16 protein-coding genes and 1 pseudogene are annotated in these 17,642 nt (G+C 72.9%); 9 read left to right on the forward strand and 8 right to left on the reverse strand.

Annotated elements, in window-relative coordinates:
• Positions 1-37: 37 nt before the first annotated feature.
• Positions 38-1,159: a M23 family metallopeptidase gene (locus I5Q34_RS35705; RefSeq protein WP_199890460.1), complete on the forward strand. Its 1,122-nt coding sequence runs from the start codon at positions 38-40 to the stop codon at positions 1,157-1,159.
• A 94-nt stretch (positions 1,160-1,253) separates the two neighbouring features.
• On the opposite strand, the gene I5Q34_RS02890 is transcribed toward I5Q34_RS35705, so the two are convergent.
• Together I5Q34_RS02890 and I5Q34_RS02895 are read right to left on the reverse strand one after the other, a co-directional pair.
• Positions 1,254-2,135: an HAD family hydrolase gene (locus I5Q34_RS02890; protein WP_199890461.1), complete on the reverse strand. Its 882-nt coding sequence runs from the start codon at positions 2,133-2,135 to the stop codon at positions 1,254-1,256.
• 148 nt (positions 2,136-2,283) lie between these two features.
• Positions 2,284-3,195 carry an LLM class flavin-dependent oxidoreductase gene (locus I5Q34_RS02895; protein WP_199890462.1) on the reverse strand — a complete coding sequence of 304 codons (912 nt, stop codon included), beginning with the start codon at positions 3,193-3,195 and terminating at the stop codon, positions 2,284-2,286.
• Positions 3,196-3,301: 106 nt separating this feature from the next.
• On the opposite strand from I5Q34_RS02895, the gene htpX reads away from it, so the two are divergent.
• Positions 3,302-4,204, forward strand: coding sequence for a zinc metalloprotease HtpX (gene htpX, locus I5Q34_RS02900; protein ID WP_199890463.1), 903 nt, complete (start codon positions 3,302-3,304; stop codon positions 4,202-4,204).
• A 252-nt stretch (positions 4,205-4,456) separates the two neighbouring features.
• On the forward strand, positions 4,457-5,041 hold the full coding sequence (locus I5Q34_RS02905) for a hypothetical protein (RefSeq protein ID WP_199890464.1): 585 nt from the start codon (positions 4,457-4,459) through the stop codon (positions 5,039-5,041).
• Positions 5,042-5,150: 109 nt separating this feature from the next.
• Here the strand turns inward: I5Q34_RS02905 and I5Q34_RS02910 are convergent, their stop codons facing one another.
• Entirely contained in the window at positions 5,151-5,768 is a 618-nt protein-coding gene (locus I5Q34_RS02910) for a PadR family transcriptional regulator (RefSeq protein ID WP_199890465.1), read from the reverse strand.
• A 121-nt stretch (positions 5,769-5,889) separates the two neighbouring features.
• Between I5Q34_RS02910 and I5Q34_RS02915 the strand changes: the two genes are divergently transcribed.
• Together I5Q34_RS02915 and I5Q34_RS02920 are read left to right on the forward strand one after the other, a co-directional pair.
• On the forward strand, positions 5,890-6,450 hold the full coding sequence (locus tag I5Q34_RS02915; RefSeq protein ID WP_199890466.1) for a hypothetical protein: 561 nt from the start codon (positions 5,890-5,892) through the stop codon (positions 6,448-6,450).
• A gap of 88 nt (positions 6,451-6,538) precedes the next feature.
• Positions 6,539-7,879 (forward strand): annotated as a pseudogene (locus I5Q34_RS02920) (carotenoid oxygenase family protein); the annotation flags it as partial.
• On the opposite strand, the gene I5Q34_RS02925 reads toward I5Q34_RS02920, so the two are convergent.
• From I5Q34_RS02925 to I5Q34_RS02940, 4 genes are all read right to left on the reverse strand, one after another.
• Positions 7,858-8,925 (reverse strand): MerR family transcriptional regulator, encoded by a 1,068-nt coding sequence (locus tag I5Q34_RS02925; RefSeq protein ID WP_234428373.1) that lies wholly within the window; start codon positions 8,923-8,925, stop codon positions 7,858-7,860. The pseudogene I5Q34_RS02920 and the gene I5Q34_RS02925 sit on opposite strands and share 22 nt — an antisense overlap.
• A 15-nt stretch (positions 8,926-8,940) precedes the next feature.
• A complete protein-coding gene (locus I5Q34_RS02930; protein WP_199890468.1) occupies positions 8,941-9,849 on the reverse strand; it encodes a metal-dependent hydrolase in 909 nt (302 codons plus the stop codon).
• Between the two features lie 63 nt (positions 9,850-9,912).
• Complete coding sequence (locus tag I5Q34_RS02935; protein ID WP_199890469.1) at positions 9,913-11,694, reverse strand: SDR family oxidoreductase; 1,782 nt, start codon at positions 11,692-11,694, stop codon at positions 9,913-9,915.
• The gene (locus I5Q34_RS02940; protein ID WP_199890470.1) at positions 11,691-12,515 is read right to left on the reverse strand and encodes a M24 family metallopeptidase; all 825 of its coding nucleotides are present in this window, start codon (positions 12,513-12,515) and stop codon (positions 11,691-11,693) included. Before I5Q34_RS02940 ends, I5Q34_RS02935 begins: the two co-directional genes overlap by 4 nt.
• Positions 12,516-12,695: 180 nt before the next feature.
• On the opposite strand from I5Q34_RS02940, the gene I5Q34_RS02945 reads away from it, so the two are divergent.
• Genes I5Q34_RS02945 through I5Q34_RS02960 form a run of 4 tightly spaced genes read left to right on the forward strand, consistent with a single transcriptional unit; the run spans position 12,696 to position 16,265 of the window.
• On the forward strand, positions 12,696-13,721 hold the full coding sequence (locus I5Q34_RS02945; protein WP_199890471.1) for an ABC transporter ATP-binding protein: 1,026 nt from the start codon (positions 12,696-12,698) through the stop codon (positions 13,719-13,721).
• On the forward strand, positions 13,711-14,610 hold the full coding sequence (locus tag I5Q34_RS02950; RefSeq protein WP_199890472.1) for an ABC transporter permease: 900 nt from the start codon (positions 13,711-13,713) through the stop codon (positions 14,608-14,610). The genes I5Q34_RS02945 and I5Q34_RS02950 overlap by 11 nt, the downstream gene beginning before the upstream one ends.
• On the forward strand, positions 14,607-15,518 hold the full coding sequence (locus tag I5Q34_RS02955) for an ABC transporter ATP-binding protein (protein WP_199890473.1): 912 nt from the start codon (positions 14,607-14,609) through the stop codon (positions 15,516-15,518). Before I5Q34_RS02950 ends, I5Q34_RS02955 begins: the two co-directional genes overlap by 4 nt.
• 27 nt (positions 15,519-15,545) lie before the next feature.
• Positions 15,546-16,265, forward strand: a complete 720-nt coding sequence (locus I5Q34_RS02960; protein ID WP_199890827.1) for an ABC transporter permease subunit — start codon at positions 15,546-15,548, stop codon at positions 16,263-16,265.
• 74 nt (positions 16,266-16,339) lie between these two features.
• Here the strand turns inward: I5Q34_RS02960 and I5Q34_RS02965 are convergent, their stop codons facing one another.
• On the reverse strand, positions 16,340-17,635 hold the full coding sequence (locus tag I5Q34_RS02965; RefSeq protein ID WP_199890474.1) for an MFS transporter: 1,296 nt from the start codon (positions 17,633-17,635) through the stop codon (positions 16,340-16,342).
• Positions 17,636-17,642 lie beyond the last annotated feature (7 nt).

Consider the following 17,642-nt stretch of genomic DNA (forward strand, 5'->3'; position numbering starts at 1 on the left):
GGAGCGCGCCCCCGCGGTCCGCGACACGATCGCGTCCATGCGGCGACTGCGTTCCCCTCGTGCCCACCGTTTTCGCCGGGCGCGCCCGTGCCGGTCCCACCGGCGCGCGGCCGGCGCCTTCTGCGCCCTGTGCGCCGTGATGTCCCCGGTGCTCGCCCCCGGGCCCTCGACCGCGGTGCGGGCACCGGACCGGCTCGCCCGCGCCGGGGCCGACGTCTACCGCCTCGCCCGGGAGGAGGCGCTGGTCAGGGAGCGCTACGAGAGGGCCCTGCCGGCCGCGCGGGAGCGCAGGGCGGAGGCCGAACGGCTGGCCCAGCGGCTCAGCGGGCAGCGGTTCGTCTCGTCGGTGCTGCGCGAGGACGCGGGGGCGGCCGCGCGGGCGCAGTACCGCACCGGCGGGTTCACGGCCCGCGACAGCCTGCGCTTCTCGGACGACCCGTTCGAGCTGCTGGCCCTCCAGGAGACCGACGCCGGCCGCCGGGAACGGCTGGCCCGCAGGCTGAGCGACGAGGCCGACCGCGGCCGGGCCCTGGAGCTGGAGGAACGGGCGACCGCGTCCTCCTGGCGGGCGCTGGACCGGGACGCGGCGATGCTGCGGAAGACCCTGGGCGGGGCCGCCGGGCGGCTGGCGGCGGCGCGCGAGCAGCTCGACGGGATGGCGGCGGCCGCGGTGGGCGGCGGACGGTGCGCCCCGGTGGACCGCGAGGCCCTGGAGGCGGACGAGGACGCGCGCCCGGAGGGGGACCCGGACGGGCACGGCTGGACGCGGCCGGTGCTCTCGTACCGCCTCTCGGCCGGATACGGCGGCTCCGGCGCGAACTGGTCCGGCACGCACACCGGGCAGGACTTCGCGGTCCCCACCGGCACTCCGGTGCGCTCGGTGGGGCCCGGCACCGTGGTCGACGCGGGCTGCGGCGGGGCGTTCGGCATCAGCCTGGTGGTCCGGCACCCGGGCGGCTGGTACTCGCAGTACGCGCACCTGGCGGCGGCGTTCGTGTCCCCGGGGAGCCGGGTGCGGCCCGGGGAGTGGATCGGCCTCTCCGGGACCACGGGCAACTCCACCGGGCCCCACCTGCACTTCGAGGTCCGCATGAGCCCGGAGTTCGGGTCCTCCGTCGATCCGGTGGAATGGCTGGGCCGGCGCGGTGTGGGCCTGTGAGGTCAGCCGCCACGGGGGCTGCTCGGGGTGGTTCCCGGCCGGCTCGGGGTGGGCTCTTGGCCGGCGAAGGCCGCGCATCAGTGAAGGCCATGCGTCAGTGAAGGCCGCGCAGAATCCTTTCGATGACCTCCGCGACGCCGTCGTCGTTGTTGCCCGCGGTGCGGTGCGTGGTGGCGGCCAGCACGTCGGGGTGGGCGTTGGCCATCGCGTACGAGGTGCCGGCCCAGCGAAGCATCTCCAGGTCGTTGGGCATGTCCCCGAACGCCACGACCTCCTCGGGCACGATGCCGTGCTCGGCGCAGTACCGGGCCAGCGTGCTGGCCTTGCTGACTCCGGGGCCGCTGATCTCCAGCAGCGCGGTCGGGCTGGAGCGGGTGAACGAACCGTGGGCGCCGGCCGCCGCGCGGGCGCGGGCGAGGAAGTCGTCGGGGGCGAGCCCGGGGTGGTGGGCGAGCAGCTTGAGGACGGGGCCGCAGGGGGTGCCGTCGTACGCGCGGGCGTCCTCGGCGAGGAACTCCTCGGCGGTGGCCACGACCGCGTCGTCGCTGAGCATGAAGGGCGGGTACTGCGGCTCGTAGTGGAAGCCCGTGGTGCGCTCGACGGCGAACGTCGAGCCGGGGACGGCGGTGCGCACCATGTGGACGACGGCCAGGGCGTCGGTCCGCTCCAGCGGCCGGACCTCGACGAACCGGCCGCCGTCGCGCAGGTCCACGACGGCGGCACCGTTCGCGCAGATCGCCAGCCCGTGGCCGTGGACGTGGGCGCTGGCCACGTCCATCCAGCGGGTCGGGCGGCCGGTGACGAAGAAGACCTCGATGCCGGCGTCCTCGGCGGCGGCCAGCGCGGCGACCGTGCGGTCCGAGACCGTTTTGTCGTCCCGCAGCAGGGTGCCGTCGAGGTCGGTGGCGATCAGCCGGGGTATCGGCGGTCTCCGACGGCCGGCCGGGGTCTCGGGCTGCTCGGTAGCTGAAGTCACGGTCCCATTCTCGGCCACGCGGTGCGGCGGGGCGCATGGGTGCGCGGTCGAGCGCACTTTCGAGCCACGCGCCGGGTGGGGCGTGAGGATGCTCTGCGCGCGGGGCTCTTCCCCGGATGGACGGTCCTCAGTACCGGAGGGACGGTCCTCAGCGCCCCAGCTTGTCGAGCGCCTCGGTGGCGATCTGTTCGAAGATCCGCTGGTCGGCGGCGAAGTCGGAGTCCGGAATGGGCCAGTGGACGACGATCTCCGTGAAGCCCAGGGCGAAGTGCTCGCCCGCGAAGTCGACGAACGCCTCCAGGGACTCCAGCGGGCGCCCGCGGTCGGGCGTGAAGCCGGTGAGCAGGATCTTGTCCAGCTCCGCCACGTCCCGGCCGGCCTCGTCGCAGGCCGCGGCCAGCTTGCCCAGCTGTCCGCGGAGGGCCGCGCGGGACTCCTCCGGGGTGCCGGTCCCGAAGATCTTGGGATCGCCCGTGGTCACCCACGCCTGGCCGTGGCGCGCCGCCAGCCGAAGTCCGCGCGGGCCGGTGGCGGCGACGGCGAAGGGCAGCCGCGGCCGCTGGACGCAGCCGGGGACGGTGCGGGCCTCGTCCGCCGAGTAGAACGTGCCCCGGTGACTGACGGCGTCCTCGGTCAGCAGCCGGTCGAGCAGCGGGACGAACTCCGCGAAGCGGTCGGCGCGTTCCCGGGGCGACCACGGCTCCTGCCCCAGCGCCGTCGCGTCGAAGCCGGACCCGCCCGCGCCTATGCCCAGGGTGACGCGGCCGCCGGAGACGTCGTCCAGCGAGATGAGCTCCTTGGCGAGGGTGACCGGGTGCCGGAAGTTCGGCGAGGTGACCAGGGTGCCCAGACGCATCCGGGAGGTCGCCGTGGCCGCGGCGGTCAGGGTGGGGACGGCGCCGAACCAGGGGCCGTCCCGGAAGCTGCGCCAGGAGAGGTGGTCGTAGGTGTACGCGGTGTGGAAACCGAGCTCCTCGGCGCGCAGCCACTGGTCGCGGCCGCCCTCGTGCCAGCGGCGGACGGGGAGGATCACGGTGCTCAGGCGATGGGGCGAGGTCATGCCCCGAGCCTACGGTGAAGTACGGGAAGGCCCCCGGCGAGGGAGAATCGGGGGCAGGGAGCCCTTCCGGGCGTGCCCATGCCTCCGCGGAGTCTGGGAGGTCACCGTGCGAGAGACCCGTTTCACCCCCGACCGCGGGCTGACCACCCGCATGGTCACCACGATGTTCTTCATCGGGCTGCTCTACGTGGTGTTCGTCGGCGCGCTGATCGTGCTGCTGCGTGGGGCCTGGCCGATCGTGCTGCTGCTGGCGGGCGGCGTGTTCGTCGCACAGTTCTGGTTCAGCGACCGCATCGCGGCCTACGCCATGGGCGCGCGCGAGGTCACGGAGCGGGAGGCGCCGGAGTTGCACGGCGCGGTGGACCGGCTGTGCGCGCTGGCGGACATGCCCAAGCCGCGGGTGGCGATCTCCGACACCGACGTGCCGAACGCCTTCGCCACCGGGCGCAACCGGGACAACGCGCTGGTCTGCGCGACGACGGGGCTGCTGCGCCGGCTGGAGCCGGAGGAGCTGGAGGGCGTGCTGGCGCACGAGCTCTCGCACGTGGCGCACCGGGACGTGGCGGTGATGACCATCGCGTCGTTCCTCGGGGTGCTGGCCGGGATCATCACCCGGATCGGGCTGTGGGGCGGGCTGCGCCGGGTCGGCGGGCGGGATACCAACACCGCCCTGCTGATGGTGGTGGTCCCGCTGGTCAGCGCCGTGGTGTACGTCATCAGCTTCCTGCTGACGCGGCTGCTGTCCCGCTACCGGGAGCTGTCGGCCGACCGGGCGGCCGCGCTGCTGACGGGCCGGCCGTCGGCGCTGGCGTCGGCCCTCACCAAGGTCACCGGGGAGATGGCCCGGATCCCGACCCGGGACCTGCGGCAGGCCGAGCCGTTCAACGCTTTCTGGTTCGCCCCCGCCTTCTCCAAGGAGAGCCTGAGCGGGCTGCTGGCCTCGCACCCGACGCTGGAACAGCGGCTGGACCAGCTCGCCAGGATCTCGGTACGGCTGGGGCAGGCCTGAGGGGACGCGGGCCGCGTGGTCACGGGGGACCCGGCCGGGCGGCAAACGCATGAGATGGCGGGCGCCCGCGGGAGGGCGGGACGGGAGGCGGGCAGACACCAGGAGGCGCCACCGGGCGCCGCGACGCCGGACGGCCGCCGGAAGGGCCGTAGGGCCCGGCTGTCGGCGGGACCGTCGGCGGGGCCGCAGCGCCGCCGGGCGTCGGCAGCGGGCGCCGGGCCGGCGAAGGACGCTGGAAGGAGCTGTGCAGCCGTGGGATTCCTGGACGTCATCCTCGGGCGCACCAAGCCGGTCCGCCCGGACCTGGACCAGCTGTTCGCCCTGCCCTCCGCTGCCGTCACCCTCAAGGCCGCCGCCGGGCTGGACCCGACCGGGCTGGGCTCGGTGTGCTTCGCCAGCGTGGAGGGCGAGGCCTTCGACGGAGTGCGGCAGGACGTGCGGGAGCTGCTGGACGCGGACACCGGGCGCGGTGGGGTGCCCGTGGAGTTCAGCCGGGACGCCTACGGCTACACCTGGCTGCTCGCACGGCAGGCTCCGGAGGACACGGCGGCCCTGGTGAACGATCTCCATGCGGTCAACACGCTCCTTCAGGAGGGCGGGTTCGGACCCCAGCTGCTGTGCTCGCTGATGAGCTTCCACGATGCCCGGCAGCGGTCGCTGGGCCTCGTCTACCTCTACAAGCGCGGCACGTTCTATCCCTTCGCCCCGGTCCGGGGCGAAGGGGAGCGGCGCGACCACGAACTGGAGATCCAGGTGCGGGCGTTGCTGGAGGACGATCTGCGGATCGAGGGGGATCTGAGCCGCTGGTTCCCCGTGTGGGGCGCGCCGGGGCTGTGAAGCGGGCCGCCCGCTGCGGCTCGCTCCTTCCGCCCGGCACGCTCCTTTCCGGGCTCCCGGTCTCTCCCGGTCTCCGGCCTCGGTCTCCCGGTCTCCCGGTCTCCGGCGACTACCGGGCCCTCTGCCTAACCGGCGTCCCCGGGGCGGCCGGCCCTATGGTTCCGCCGGTCGAGGGCGCGCCGTCCGGCGCCCCCTCGCGGGCCGCTCTCCCGCGGGCCCGCCGATACTCCTCGGCGGCCCAGCGAGCCCACTCCTCCCGCATGGCGGTGAAGCGCAGGCCGTACTCGAGGGTGAGGCGTCCGTTGACCGACAGCGGATCGTCGTCCCATTCGACCTTCTGCTCCAGCTCCTTGAGGCCCTGGTGCTGGCGGGCCGCGCGCTCGGCCTCGCCGTGGAGGTAGGCGACGGCCTCGACCGGGGTGAGCCGGTCGAGGAAGAAGACCCTCAGCAGGGCGTCGCTGCGGACCCTGCGCGGCTCGTCCTCCACCATCCAGCGGCGCAGCTCGTCCAGGCCGCTGTCGGTGATCGCGTACTCCTTGCGGCCCCGCGGGCCCTCGGAGGCGGCCTCCAGCAGGCCGTCCTTCGTCAGCTTCGCCAGCTCGCCGTAGACCTGGCTCTGCGTCGCAGGCCAGACGTTGGCGAGGGAGGTCTCGAACGTCCGCATCAGGTCGTAGCCGCTGGCGGGGCGGTCGGCCAGCAGCCCCAGCATCGCGTGTCTCAGGCTCATGCCCTCCACCTTACCTTCCACTATTGACACGTCAAGGCTGGACGTTCTAAGTTCGACGTGTCAAACCTGGAATGTCGGTGCAACGGCCGACCGGAACCGACCGTCGGCTGAGGAGATTTCCATGGACTACCTGCGCGGCTTCATCGCTTGGATCGCCTTCGCGGTCGTGTCCTCCTACAGCTTGCAGTGGGGCGCGGTGGCCGGCCTGGCCGTCGGCGTGGGGGTGCTGGCCAAGGAGCTCCGCTCCGGTACGCGGGCCGAGGCTCTGGTCCTGGAGGGCAGCGGGGCCCTCTTCTTCGCCGTCCTGACCGGTCTGGCCTTCGCCTTCCCGCGCGGCCCGCTCGCGGAGTACTCCGGCGCCCTCTCCCTGGCGTGGCTGGCCGTCACCGCCTGGGGCACCGTGGCCGTCCGACGTCCGTTCACCACCGGCATCGCCAAGCGGCAGGCCCCGCCCGCCGTGTGGGAGACGCCCCTCTTCCGCCGGATCAACACCGTGCTCACCAGCGCCTGGGCCACTGCCTTCACCGTGACCGCCGGCGGCGTAGCCGCTGTCCACGCGGCCGGGGTCGGCGGCGGGATCCCTGTCCTGTGCCAGATAGCCGGCTTCGTCCTCCCGATGCTGTTCACCGGCCAGTACCTCAAGAAGGTCCGCGCCCGCCAGGCCGCCCACGCCGTGCGGTGACGCCTCGCCCGGGCAGATCGCGCCCGGACCTCCTCCCCGGTCTCCCGAGCGCCCAAGCTCTCCCGGGCGCCCAACGAAGGAGTGCGCCATGACAACCGCCCCCGCCCATCTCGCCGGCAACTTCGCGCCGGTCACCGAAGAGCTGACCGCCCACGACCTCCCCGTCACCGGGGCGATCCCGCCCGAGCTCAGCGGCTGGTACCTGCGCAACGGCCCCAATCCGCAGGACGCGGCCGCCGGTCACTGGTTCTACGGCGACGGCATGATCCACGGAGTGCGCCTGGAGGGCGGCCGCGCCACCTCCTACCGCAACCGCTGGGTGCGTACCTCGACCTTCACCCGCGGCGCCCGGATCCACGACGGCCGGGGCGGAGTCGACCTCACGGCCGGCGTCGCCAACACCCATGTGGTGCGGCACGCGGGGCGGACGCTCGCCCTGGTGGAGTCGTCCTACCCCTACGAGATGGACTGCAGCCCGGGGCGCGAGCTGGAGACCGTCGGAGTCCATGACTTCGGCGGGCGGCTGCTCACCCCGATGACGGCCCACCCCAAGACCTGTCCCGTCACGGGGGAGCTGCACTTCTTCGGGTACGGCGGGATGAAGGCCCCCTTCCTCACCTACCACCGGGCCACCGCGGACGGTGAGTTGGACGTCAGCCGACCGGTGGACGTCCCCGCGCACACGATGATGCACGACTTCCACCTCACCACCGATCACATCGTCTTCATGGACCTGCCCGTGGTCTTCGACGCGGAGCGGGCCCGCAGACCTGGCGGCGGCATGCCCTACGCCTGGGACGACGGTTACGGGGCGAGACTCGGCGTGCTGCGCCGGGACGACCCCCACGGCAAGGTGCGCCGGCTGCCGATCGACCCTTGCTATGTCTTCCACGCGCTCAACGCCCATGACGAGAGCGACGCCGACGGCGAGCGGATCGTCCTGCATGTCATCCGCTACCCGCACTTCGCGGCCCCCGCCCTCGGACCGGCCCACGGCTCGCTCTGGCGGTGGACGCTCGACCTGACGAGGGGGACGGTCAGGGAGGAGCAACTCGACGACGAGCGGTGCGAGTTCCCGCGCATTGACGACCGGCTCGCCGGCCGGGTCGCTCGGTACGGTCATGTCACCGTCGCCGACAGCCCTTCCTCACCGGTCCCCGCCGGCGCGTTGCTCCGCTACGACCTGCGGACGGGCTCCGTGGCCCGTCACATATTCGGCCCGGGTCGTACTCCGGCGGAGGCGTCGTTCGCGCCGGCCGACGACCGGCCCGGCGGTCCCGGGTGGCTGCTCACCTACGTCCACGATGCCGCGAGCGACACCAGCGACCTGGTGATCCTCGACGCGGACGACCTGGCCGCGCCCCCGGTCGCCACCATCCACCTGCCGCAGCGCGTGCCCTACGGCTTTCACGGCAACTGGCTTGCCGACCGCTGCCGTTGTCGGCGCCGGGAGGCGAGGGCGTCCATGGTGCGGGCCCGGACCTCGCGTTCCGCGGCGGCCGCGATGAACGCGCTCACGTCCTGGTCGCCGGGGCCCGCCAGAGCGCGGACCTCCCGGACGGTGGCGGAGGGCAGGCGGACCTCGGCCCAGCCGTCGTCGGGGGCGGCCGGAGAACCGGGCCCGCTGGACTCGCCGGTGCTCCGGAGGCCTTCCGGATCGCCATCGGAACCGGCGGCTCCCACAGCATCTGCGGCTTCTACGGCTCCTGCGGCTCCTGCAGCGGAGACATCGGCAAGGTGGCTACGGAGGTGGCGGACAGCCACGCTCCGCATGGCCCGGGCGAGTTCGGCGTCCACGGTCTGCCGGGCGAGCGGGCGAAGTTTGCGCACCAGAGCAGCGGCCTGAGCGGCCACCTCGTCGCTCGGCAGATGATCGAGATAGGGGCGGAAGACATGTTCGGTGGTGAAGTCGAGGAAGCGCCCGGCGATGTGTTCGACCTGGGCGCGCAGCTCCCGCAGGTGCGCGGAGACGGCATTCAACGGGACGCCTGCCGCGTGCAGTTCGGACGCGACGTCCAGCAGCTGGGGGCTGGGGGCCAGGAAGGCGTCCGGGGCGTCCGGCAGCCGTTCGAGGACGCCCAGTTCCACGGCCTCCTCCAGCGCGCTGTCGTCCGGTCCGCCGAACGTCTCGGCCAGTTCGGCACGGCTGACGCGCGTGGGGCGTTCGTCGCTCCAGGGCCCGTCCACCTCGGCGACCAGGCCGAGGACTCCGCCGAGTCCCCGGCCGGTGTCCCAGGCGTCCAGCAGCTCCTTGATGCTGGCCAGGGTGTAGCCGCGGTCGAGCAGGCCGCCGATCTGCCGGAGGCGTGCCAGGTGGGTGTCCCGGTAGACGTTGGCCCGGCCCCGGCGCTCCGGCTTGGGGAGCAGGCCCCGGTCCAGGTAGGCGCGGATGGTGCGCACCGTGGCACCGCTGTGGTGGGCCAGGTCCTCGATCCGGTACCCCGGCTGTTCGGTCACGCGTCGCTCCTCACCCATCACCACCGGGACGGTCTACGAGGCGGCCGCGCCCCCGTCATGCTCCCGGCTCTCCGTTCCCCGGGCCGCGGGAGAGGCCGCCAGGTAGCTGACGGCCCTGCTCAACGAGCCCTCCTGCGAAGGATGGTACGAGCGCCGGAGGTAGCGGGGGATCGCCGCTCCCAGCTCGCGCCAGGTGGGCAACAGCCCCTTGTCGACAGCCTTCTTGTGGTGGCCCAGGGTGTAGCGCAGCCGGCCGGCGAGCCGGGGGTCGTGACGGATGAGGTAGGACGCGCCCGCCGCCCACAGGTACGTCAGCACCGGAGCGGTGATCGCCATGCCCAGCAGGCGGCGGGCGTAGCGCCGGGGTTCGTCTCCGCCGCAGTGCTGGTACATGTCGAAGGCGACCGCGCGGTGTTCGACCTCCTCCGCGCCGTGCCAGCGCAGCAGGTCCAGCATCACCGGGTCAGGATCGGTCCGGTCGAGGGCGTCGGCACGCAGTACCCAGTCACCCAGCACCGCGGTGAACTGCTCCGTCGCCGCCACCACCGACAACCGGAACCGCAGCCAGGTCCGGTCGGAGACGCGCAGGCCGAACGGGGGCCGCTCGCCCAGCAGCACGTCGAAGAGGAAGTCCACGTGGCGGGTGTAGGCCGCGGTGTCCAGGCCCTGGTGGGCCAGGTGCTCGAGCACATAGGAGTGCTGGACGCTGTGCGTGGCCTCCTGGCCCATGAAGCCCTTGACGTCCTTGAGCAGCGCCTCGTTCCGCACCAGCGGCAGGGCCTCCTTGAAGACCTTGACGAACCACCGCTCCCCGGCGGGCAGCAGCAGGTGCAGGACGTTGATGACATGGGTGGCGGTCGGTTCGCCCGGTATCCAGTGCAGTGGCGTCTCGCGCCAGTCGAAGTTCACGCGCCGGGGCGCGATGCGGTAGCCGTCGGTCATGCGGGGGTTCCTCCTGCGAAGGGTCGGCGGGCGCCCGTCCCGCCGTGGTCACGGCCGGAGCGGTCAGAGCCGGGGTTCGATCCGGGCGACGGCCCGCCGGAGGCGGGGGGCGAAGCGCGCGGCGAGGCGCATGCCGTGGGCTTCCGGCGTCACCGGGACGACGGCCCGGTCCTCGTGCACCGCCCTGAGGACGGCGTCGGCGACCCGCTCCGGCGGGTAGTTCCGGCGTCCGTAGAACCGGGTGGTCCGCTCGCGCAGCCGGCGTTGCTCCTCTTCCGGGACGCCCGTGAAGAGGGTGGCGGCCGTGATGCCCGTGGTCACGAGACCGGGGCAGACCGCGGTGACTCCTATGCCCTGGCCTGCGAGTTCGGCCCGCAGGCACTCGCTCAGCATCAGCACCGCCGCCTTGGACGTGCTGTAGGCCGAGAGGGCGCGGGAGGGCTGGAACGCGGCGGCGGAGGCGGTGTTGACGATGTGGCCGCCCTCCCCGCGTTCGGCCATCTGCCGGCCGAAGATCCGGCAGCCGTGGATGACCCCCCACAGGTTGACGTCCAGGACCTTGCGCCAGGCATCCGATGGGGTGTCCAAGAACGGTCCGGCGACCCCGATGCCCGCGTTGTTGACCAGGATGTCCACCACTCCGTACTCGGCGGCGGTGCGGGCCGCGAGCTTCTCCATGGCCCGCTCGTCCGAGACGTCGGCGCATTCGGCCCACGCCTCGGGCGCCCCGGTCAGCCGTGCCAGTTCGGCCGTCCGCCCGGCCCCCTCCGCGTCCACATCGACGGCCACGATGCGCGCTCCGGCCTCGGCGAACGCGAAGGCGATCGCCCGGCCGATGCCGCTCGCCGCCCCCGTCACCAGCACCAGGCGGCCCGCGAATCGCTCGGCGTACCGGTCCCGCCGGACGCCGTGGCGCGCCGGGGCGGGCCCGCCCTCCTGGTGCGCGGCGGCGAACGCGGCGATCCACTCGGCAAGTTGGCCCGGACGGGTGCGCGGCACCCAGTGGCCGGCCCGGATGCTGCGCCGCACCAGGCCGGGGGCCCAGCGCTCCAGGCCGTCGTAGAGCCGCTCGGACAGGAACGCGTCGTCGGTCGGAGTGATCAGCTGTACCGGGGCGTGCGCGTAGGCGTCCGGCCGCGGACGGCCCAGCCTGGAGCGGACGTTGTCGCGATAGAGCCAGGCGCCGTGCGCCGCGTCCGAGGGGAGCGAGGCGGTGGGGTAGGGGCCCCGGGGCACCTTCTCGAACCGCTCCAGCACGGCCGGCCAGCGCTTCCCCAGCGGCCCCCGCCAGGCCGCCTCCGGAAGGAACGGCGTGTGCAGGGCGTACACGTACCAGGACTTGGCGCCCTGTCCCAGGAGCTGGGCGGCCCGCCGCGGGGTGGGACGGGCGGCGCGTTCCTTGAGCCAGTGCCCGAAGTGGTCCAGCGACGGGCCGGAGACGGAGGTGAAGGAGGCGATGCGGCCCCGGGCGCGGTCGGTGGTGACGAATTCCCAGCCCTGCACCGACCCCCAGTCGTGGCCGACCAGGTGCACGGGGGCGTCCGGGCTCAGGGTGTCGACGACGGCGAGGAAGTCCCCGGTGAGCTTCTCCAGGGTGAAACCGCCGCGCAGCGGCCGGGGTGCGGTGGAGCGGCCGCAGCCGCGCACGTCGTAGAGCACGACGTGGAAGCGGTCCCGCAGTCCGGCGGCGACCTCGGACCACATCTCCTTGCTGTCGGGGTAGCCGTGCACCAGCACGACCGTGGGGTCGGCCGGGTCGCCCAGTTCGGCGACGCACAGCTCGATCTCCCCCGAGCGCACCCAGCGCTCCCGGGCCCCCTCGAGCCCGTTGCCGAAGGCGGTCATCGTCCGGTTCTCCCCTCTCCGCGCCGCACGTGCGGCAGGTCGTCGTCGAGCCAGAACGCGCTCTCCTCGGGGTCGCGGGAGTCGGTCACCACGAGGAGCTCCTCGAACTTGGCGCCGATGCCCCGGAAGCCGAGGTGCGGTTCGACCGCCCACAGCCCCGGCCTGGGCGGGTGGTCGGAGCGGCGGTGCGGGCTCCACAGCGGGGACCAGCCCTCCCGGTGGCCGTGGACCAGATCGGAGGCCAGTCCCTTGAGTGCCTGGGTGCCGAACCCGAAGAGGTGCGGTGACCAGCGGCGCTCCGCGACCCGGCCGACCTTGTGCGCGATCACTCCGAAGGGATAGGCGCGATGACGGTTCACGTATCCCTGGCGTGTCATGAGGCGGTCCACGTCCTCGTAGATCTCGCGCAGCGGACGCCTCTCGCGCACCTCGCGGAGGACCAGGTCGCGGTGGTCACCCAGGTCGTCGAGCAGCCGGGTGTGCAGGGGGTTCGGGCCGAGGCAGCCCGAGTAGCCGACGTCGGCGGTGAACCCCCGGTGCACCGGGGCCAGGTCCAGGATGAAGGGCATCCCCGGCTCCAGTCGGCGCCCGGTCGGGAAGAACTGCGTGGGCACGCGGAAGCAGGTGAAGGCGGTCCGGTCCCCGAACCAGGCGAAGGGCAGGTGGAACCAGTCGCGGACCCCGCGCTGGCGCAGCCACTGCCGCTGCATCCGGGCAGCGTCGCGTTCGGTCGCACCCGGGTGGAGCTGTGCGGCGACGGCCTCGGCGCAGTCGTAGGCCAGACGTTGCACGCTCCGGAATCCACGCAGGACACTGTCCATGCCCAACCACCTGTCCACCGCAGGGAAGTTGCCACTGATGAATGTGACAATGTGCGAGGGCCGCGTCAAGGGGTGGGACGTCCGGTCCGGGCACCCGCCTTCGTCCTTCCGGCCCCGTCCCCTACGGGTGGGTCAGACCCGAGGACTACGCGCAAGCCCTCATCGGGGCTGACGTTTCCCGTGGCCCGCGCCACTACCGTCGAAGACGTGACTGTGATCGCCACCGAAAGCCTCAGCAAGCGGTACCCCCGGGTGACCGCTCTGGACCGGCTCTCCGTTGACATCACTCCCGGAGTGACCGGGCTGGTGGGCGCCAACGGTGCGGGCAAGTCCACGTTGATCAAGATCCTGCTGGGGCTCTCCCCGGCCACCGAGGGCCGTGCCGAGGTGCTCGGCCTGGACGTCGCGACCCAGGGCGCGGCCATCCGCGAGCGTGTCGGCTACATGCCGGAGCACGACTGCCTGCCGCCCGACGTGTCGGCCACGGAGTTCGTCGTGCACATGGCGCGGATGTCCGGTCTGCCGCTGACCGCCGCCCGGGAGCGCACCGCCGACACCCTGCGCCATGTGGGCCTCTACGAGGAGCGCTACCGCCCGATGGGCGGCTACTCCACGGGCATGAAGCAGCGGGTCAAGCTGGCCCAGGCCCTCGTCCACGACCCGCGCCTGGTCCTGCTGGACGAGCCGACCAACGGCCTCGACCCCGTCGGCCGCGACGAGATGCTGGCCCTGATCCGCCGCGTCCACACCGACTTCGGCATCTCGGTGCTGGTCACCTCGCACCTGCTCGGCGAGCTGGAGCGCACCTGCGACCACGTCGTCGTGATCGACGACGGCAGGCTGCTGCGTTCCTCCGCCACCAGCGACTTCACCCAGGCCACCGGCTCGCTGGCGGTCGAGGTCACGGACACCGACACCCACCCCGACGGGACGGCCGCGCTGCACGCGGCGCTCGCCTCCGCGGGGCTCACCGTGCAGCCGGCCGCGGGCGACGGGGAGTACGCCGCGGCCGGCGCCGGGTCCGTGCTGCTCGTCGACGTCGTCGGTGACGAGACCTACGACGTCGTGCGGGACGCGGTGGCCGGGCTGGGCCTGGGGCTGGTGCGCATGGAGCCGCGCCGGCACCGCATCGCCGAAGTCTTCCGCGCCCCCGGCTCCTCGCCCGACAACAGCGCGCAGAAATGGGGCAGTTCCGATGCCGCCTGAGACGACCGCCGCGCCCGCGCAGGGCGTGATCCACAACATCGGTTACCGGGATTACCCGGGTCCCCGCCTGGGCCGCGGGTACGCCCGCCGCGCGCTGTACTCGCAGAGCCTGCGCGGCGCCTACGGCCTGGGCCGCTCGGCGAAGTCCAAGGTGCTGCCGATGACGCTGTTCGCCGTGATGTGCGTGCCGGCAGCGATCATCGTCGCCGTCGCCGTCACCACGAAGATGGACCGGCTGCCCGTCGAGTACACGCGTTACGCGATCCTGCTCCAGGCGGTCATCGGTCTCTTCCTGGCCGCCCAGGCACCCCAGTCGGTCTCCCGCGACCTGCGCTTCCGGACCGTTCCGCTGTACTTCTCGCGGCCGATCGAGCGCGTCGACTACGTGGTGGCCAAGTTCGCCGCGCTGGCCTCGGCGCTGTTCGTGCTGACCGGCGCGCCCCTGCTGATCCTCTACGCCGGCGCGCTGCTGGCCAAGATGGGCTTCGCGGCCCAGACGAAAGCCTTCGCCCAAGGACTGGTCTCCGTGGCTCTGCTGTCCCTCTTCTTCGCCGGCATCGGCCTGGTGGTCGCCTCCCTGACGCCGCGCCGCGGATTCGGGGTCGCCGCCGTCATCGCGGTGCTGACCATCTCCTACGGTGCCGTCAGCACGGTCCAGAGCATCGCCCTCGCCCGCGACAACACCGACGTCATCGCCTGGCTCGGTCTGTTCTCGCCGGTCACCCTGATCGACGGGGTCCAGACGGCCTTCCTCTCGGCCACCTCCGCCTTCCCCGGCGGCCACGGGCCGGGCGCCGGGGCCGGGGCGCTCTACCTCCTGGTCGTCCTCGGCGCCGTCGCCGGCTCCTACGGCCTGCTGATGGCCCGCTACCGAAAGGCCGGGCTGTGACCGCGATCCGCATCGACAACGTCTCCCGCTGGTTCGGCAACGTCGTCGCCGTCAACGACGTCTCCATGACCATCGGGCCCGGCGTCACGGGGCTGCTCGGTCCCAACGGCGCCGGAAAATCCACCCTCATCAACATGATGGGCGGCTTCCTGGCCCCCTCCAGCGGCTCGGTCACCCTCGACGGGACGGTGATCCGGGGGAACGAGGAGATCTACCGCCACATCGGCGTCGTCCCCGAGCGCGAGGCGATGTACGACTTCCTCACCGGCCTGGAGTTCGTCCGGGCCAACGCCGAGCTGCACGGGCTGCCCGCCTCGGCGGCGCAACGCGCCCTGGCCACGGTCGAGATGGAGTACGCGCAGGACCGCAGGATCGCCACCTACAGCAAGGGCATGCGGCAGCGGGTGAAGATGGCCTCCGCCCTCGTCCACGACCCCTCGGTGCTCCTCCTCGACGAGCCGTTCAACGGCATGGACCCCCGTCAGCGGATGCAACTGATGGATCTGCTGCGGCAGATGGGGTCCGACGGGCGCACGGTGCTGTTCTCCTCGCACATCCTGGAGGAGGTCGAGCAGCTCGCGGCCCACATCGAGGTCGTGGTGGCCGGACGGCACGCCGCCTCCGGCGACTTCCGCAAGATCCGCCGGCTGATGACCAACCGCCCGCACCGCTATCTGGTCCGCTCCAGCGACGACCGGGCCCTGGCCGCGGCCCTGATCTCCGACCCCTCGACGTCGGGCATCGAGGTGGACGTCCAGGAAGGCGCCCTGCGCGTCCAGGCCGTGGATTTCGCCCGGTTCACCACCCTGTTGCCGGCCGTGGCCCGGGCCCACGGCATCCGGCTCCTGACGGTCTCGCCCTCCGACGAGTCCCTGGAATCGGTCTTCTCCTACCTCGTCGCGGCCTGAACGGAGGCACCGGATCCCATGAACCGCATCTACCACCCGACGGTGGCCCGGCTGACCTACCGGGGGCTCCTCGGCCGCCGCCGCGCGGCCGTCCTTTTCGCCCTCCCGGCCCTGCTGCTGGTCATCGCGGTCGCCATCCGCCTGCTGACGGGGCCCGACGACGAGACGGCCACCAAGGTGCTGGGCGGCTTCGCGCTCGCCACCATGGTGCCGCTGATCGGCGTCATCGCCGGTACGGGCGCGATAGGGCCCGAGATCGACGACGGCTCGGTCGTCTATCTGCTCGCCAAGCCGGTCAGGCGGCCGACGATCGTCCTCACCAAGCTGATCGTCGCGACCGGGGTCACCGTCGTCTTCTCGGCCGTTCCCACGCTGCTGGCAGGACTGCTGCTCAACGGCAACAGCCAGCAGATAGCCGTGGCCTACGCGGTCGCGGCGGCGGCCGCCTCCGTCGCCTACAGCGCCGTCTTCCTGCTGCTCGGTACGGTCACCCGGCACGCGGTCGTCGCGGGGCTGATCTACGCCCTGGTCTGGGAGTCGCTGTTCGGCAGCCTGATACCCGGGGCCCGGACGCTCAGCGTGCAGCAGTGGGCGCTGTCGCTCGCCGAGCGGATCGGGGCGCCGGGGGCGATCACCTCGGACGTGGGACTGCCGTTGGGCCTGGGCCTGTTGGCGGTCGTCACGGTGGGTGCCGCCTGGTACGCGGGGGAGAGGCTGCGCAGGCTCACGCTCGCCGGGGAGGAGTGATCCGGAGGCCGGAGCCCTCCTCCCCGGCAAGACGGCGGGGCGTGCGGTGGCGTGCGGTGGCGGGGCGTCCGGCCTCAGACCTTCCGGTCGCGCCCGGCGCCGAGCCCCAGGAACACCAGGACGAGACAGGCCAGAAGGAGGATCCAGATCGGCAACGACCAGCCACCGGTGGCCTGGTGGACCGCGCCGACCACGAACGGGCCGGCCGAGGCGAGCAGATAGCCCCAGGTCTGGGCCATGCCCGAGAGGCGGGCGGCGGTGTGCGCGTCACGGGTGCGCAGCACCATCAGCGTCAGCGCGAGACCCAGCGTGCCGCCCTGGGCGACGCCCATCATCGTGGCCCACACCCAGGCCCCGGCGACGGGGGCGAGCAGCAGCCCGGTCGTACCGGCGGCCATGAGGACGACGACGCCGACGGCCAGCGGCCGCTGGTCGCGCATACGGCCCGCGAGCATGGGCACGACGAACGAACCGGCCATCTGCACCAGCGTGTAGAAGGCGTAGACGAGGCCCGCGGTGCTCTTGTCCATGCCGTTGTCGGTGAAGATCGTCGGCATCCAGGCGATGCACACGTAGGCGACCAGTGACTGCGTGCCCATGAGCAGGGTGACCTGCCAGGCGAGCCCGGAGCGCAGCAGATTGGGGGCGTCGGCCGCGGGCTGCCGGGCCGCCGGGGCCGCGGCGTGGTGACCTCCGCGCCGGGCGAGCAGGGCCTGGGGGATCCACACGACCACCGCGACGGCGGCCAGCAACGACCAGGAGGCGAGCGAGCCCCGCCAGCCGCCGAGGGCCTTCTCCAGCGGCACGGCGCAGGCGGCCGAGACGGTGGCGCCCATGATCATGGCGGTCGAGTAGAGGGCGGTCATGCTCGCCGCCCGCTCCGGGAAGTCGCGCTTGATCAGCCCCGGCATCAGGACGTTGAGCAGGGCGATCGCGGTGCCGACCAGGGCTCCGCCGACGAACAGCGTGACCACCGGCGGTGCGACGCGCAGCAGGATGCCGCCGCAGAGCAGGACGAGCGCGGAGCACAGCACCGTCTCGGTGCCCAGGCGCCGGGCGAGCCGGGGCGCGGCGATCGAGCCGAGGCCCATGAAGACGAGCGGGATCGTGGTGACCAGGCTGCTGGCGGTCGAGTCGAGGCCGAAGTGGTCGTTGATCTCGCCGACGAGCGGGGAGACGCCGGAGAGCGCGGCCCGCATGTTGAGCGAGGCGAGGATGATGCCGGCGAGGACCAGCGCCGGGTGGGCGCGCAGGGCACGGACGCCCGCGGGGGCCGGCGCGGCCGAAGGGGGTTCCTCGGCGGCGAGGCGGGTCGTCCCGGACAGGGGCGTCTCGGATATGGGGGGTGTCTCGGGCCTCGTTTCGGACATGCGGGTG

Origin of the sequence: Streptomyces sp. AV19 (genome assembly GCF_015999245.1) — a bacterium.
In the GTDB taxonomy this organism is placed as follows: domain Bacteria; phylum Actinomycetota; class Actinomycetes; order Streptomycetales; family Streptomycetaceae; genus Streptomyces.

Coding starts and splice junctions, on each gene's coding strand:
- I5Q34_RS35705 (WP_199890460.1), top strand. CDS start 38: ATGCGGCGACTGCGTTCCCCTCGTGCCCACCGTTTTCGCCGGGCGCGC.
- I5Q34_RS02895 (WP_199890462.1), bottom strand. CDS start 3,195: ATGACCTCGCCCCATCGCCTGAGCACCGTGATCCTCCCCGTCCGCCGC.
- I5Q34_RS02910 (WP_199890465.1), bottom strand. CDS start 5,768: ATGAGCCTGAGACACGCGATGCTGGGGCTGCTGGCCGACCGCCCCGCC.
- I5Q34_RS02915 (WP_199890466.1), top strand. CDS start 5,890: ATGGACTACCTGCGCGGCTTCATCGCTTGGATCGCCTTCGCGGTCGTG.
- I5Q34_RS02925 (WP_234428373.1), bottom strand. CDS start 8,925: ATGGGTGAGGAGCGACGCGTGACCGAACAGCCGGGGTACCGGATCGAG.
- I5Q34_RS02930 (WP_199890468.1), bottom strand. CDS start 9,849: ATGACCGACGGCTACCGCATCGCGCCCCGGCGCGTGAACTTCGACTGG.
- I5Q34_RS02935 (WP_199890469.1), bottom strand. CDS start 11,694: ATGACCGCCTTCGGCAACGGGCTCGAGGGGGCCCGGGAGCGCTGGGTG.
- I5Q34_RS02940 (WP_199890470.1), bottom strand. CDS start 12,515: ATGGACAGTGTCCTGCGTGGATTCCGGAGCGTGCAACGTCTGGCCTAC.
- I5Q34_RS02950 (WP_199890472.1), top strand. CDS start 13,711: ATGCCGCCTGAGACGACCGCCGCGCCCGCGCAGGGCGTGATCCACAAC.
- I5Q34_RS02965 (WP_199890474.1), bottom strand. CDS start 17,635: ATGTCCGAAACGAGGCCCGAGACACCCCCCATATCCGAGACGCCCCTG.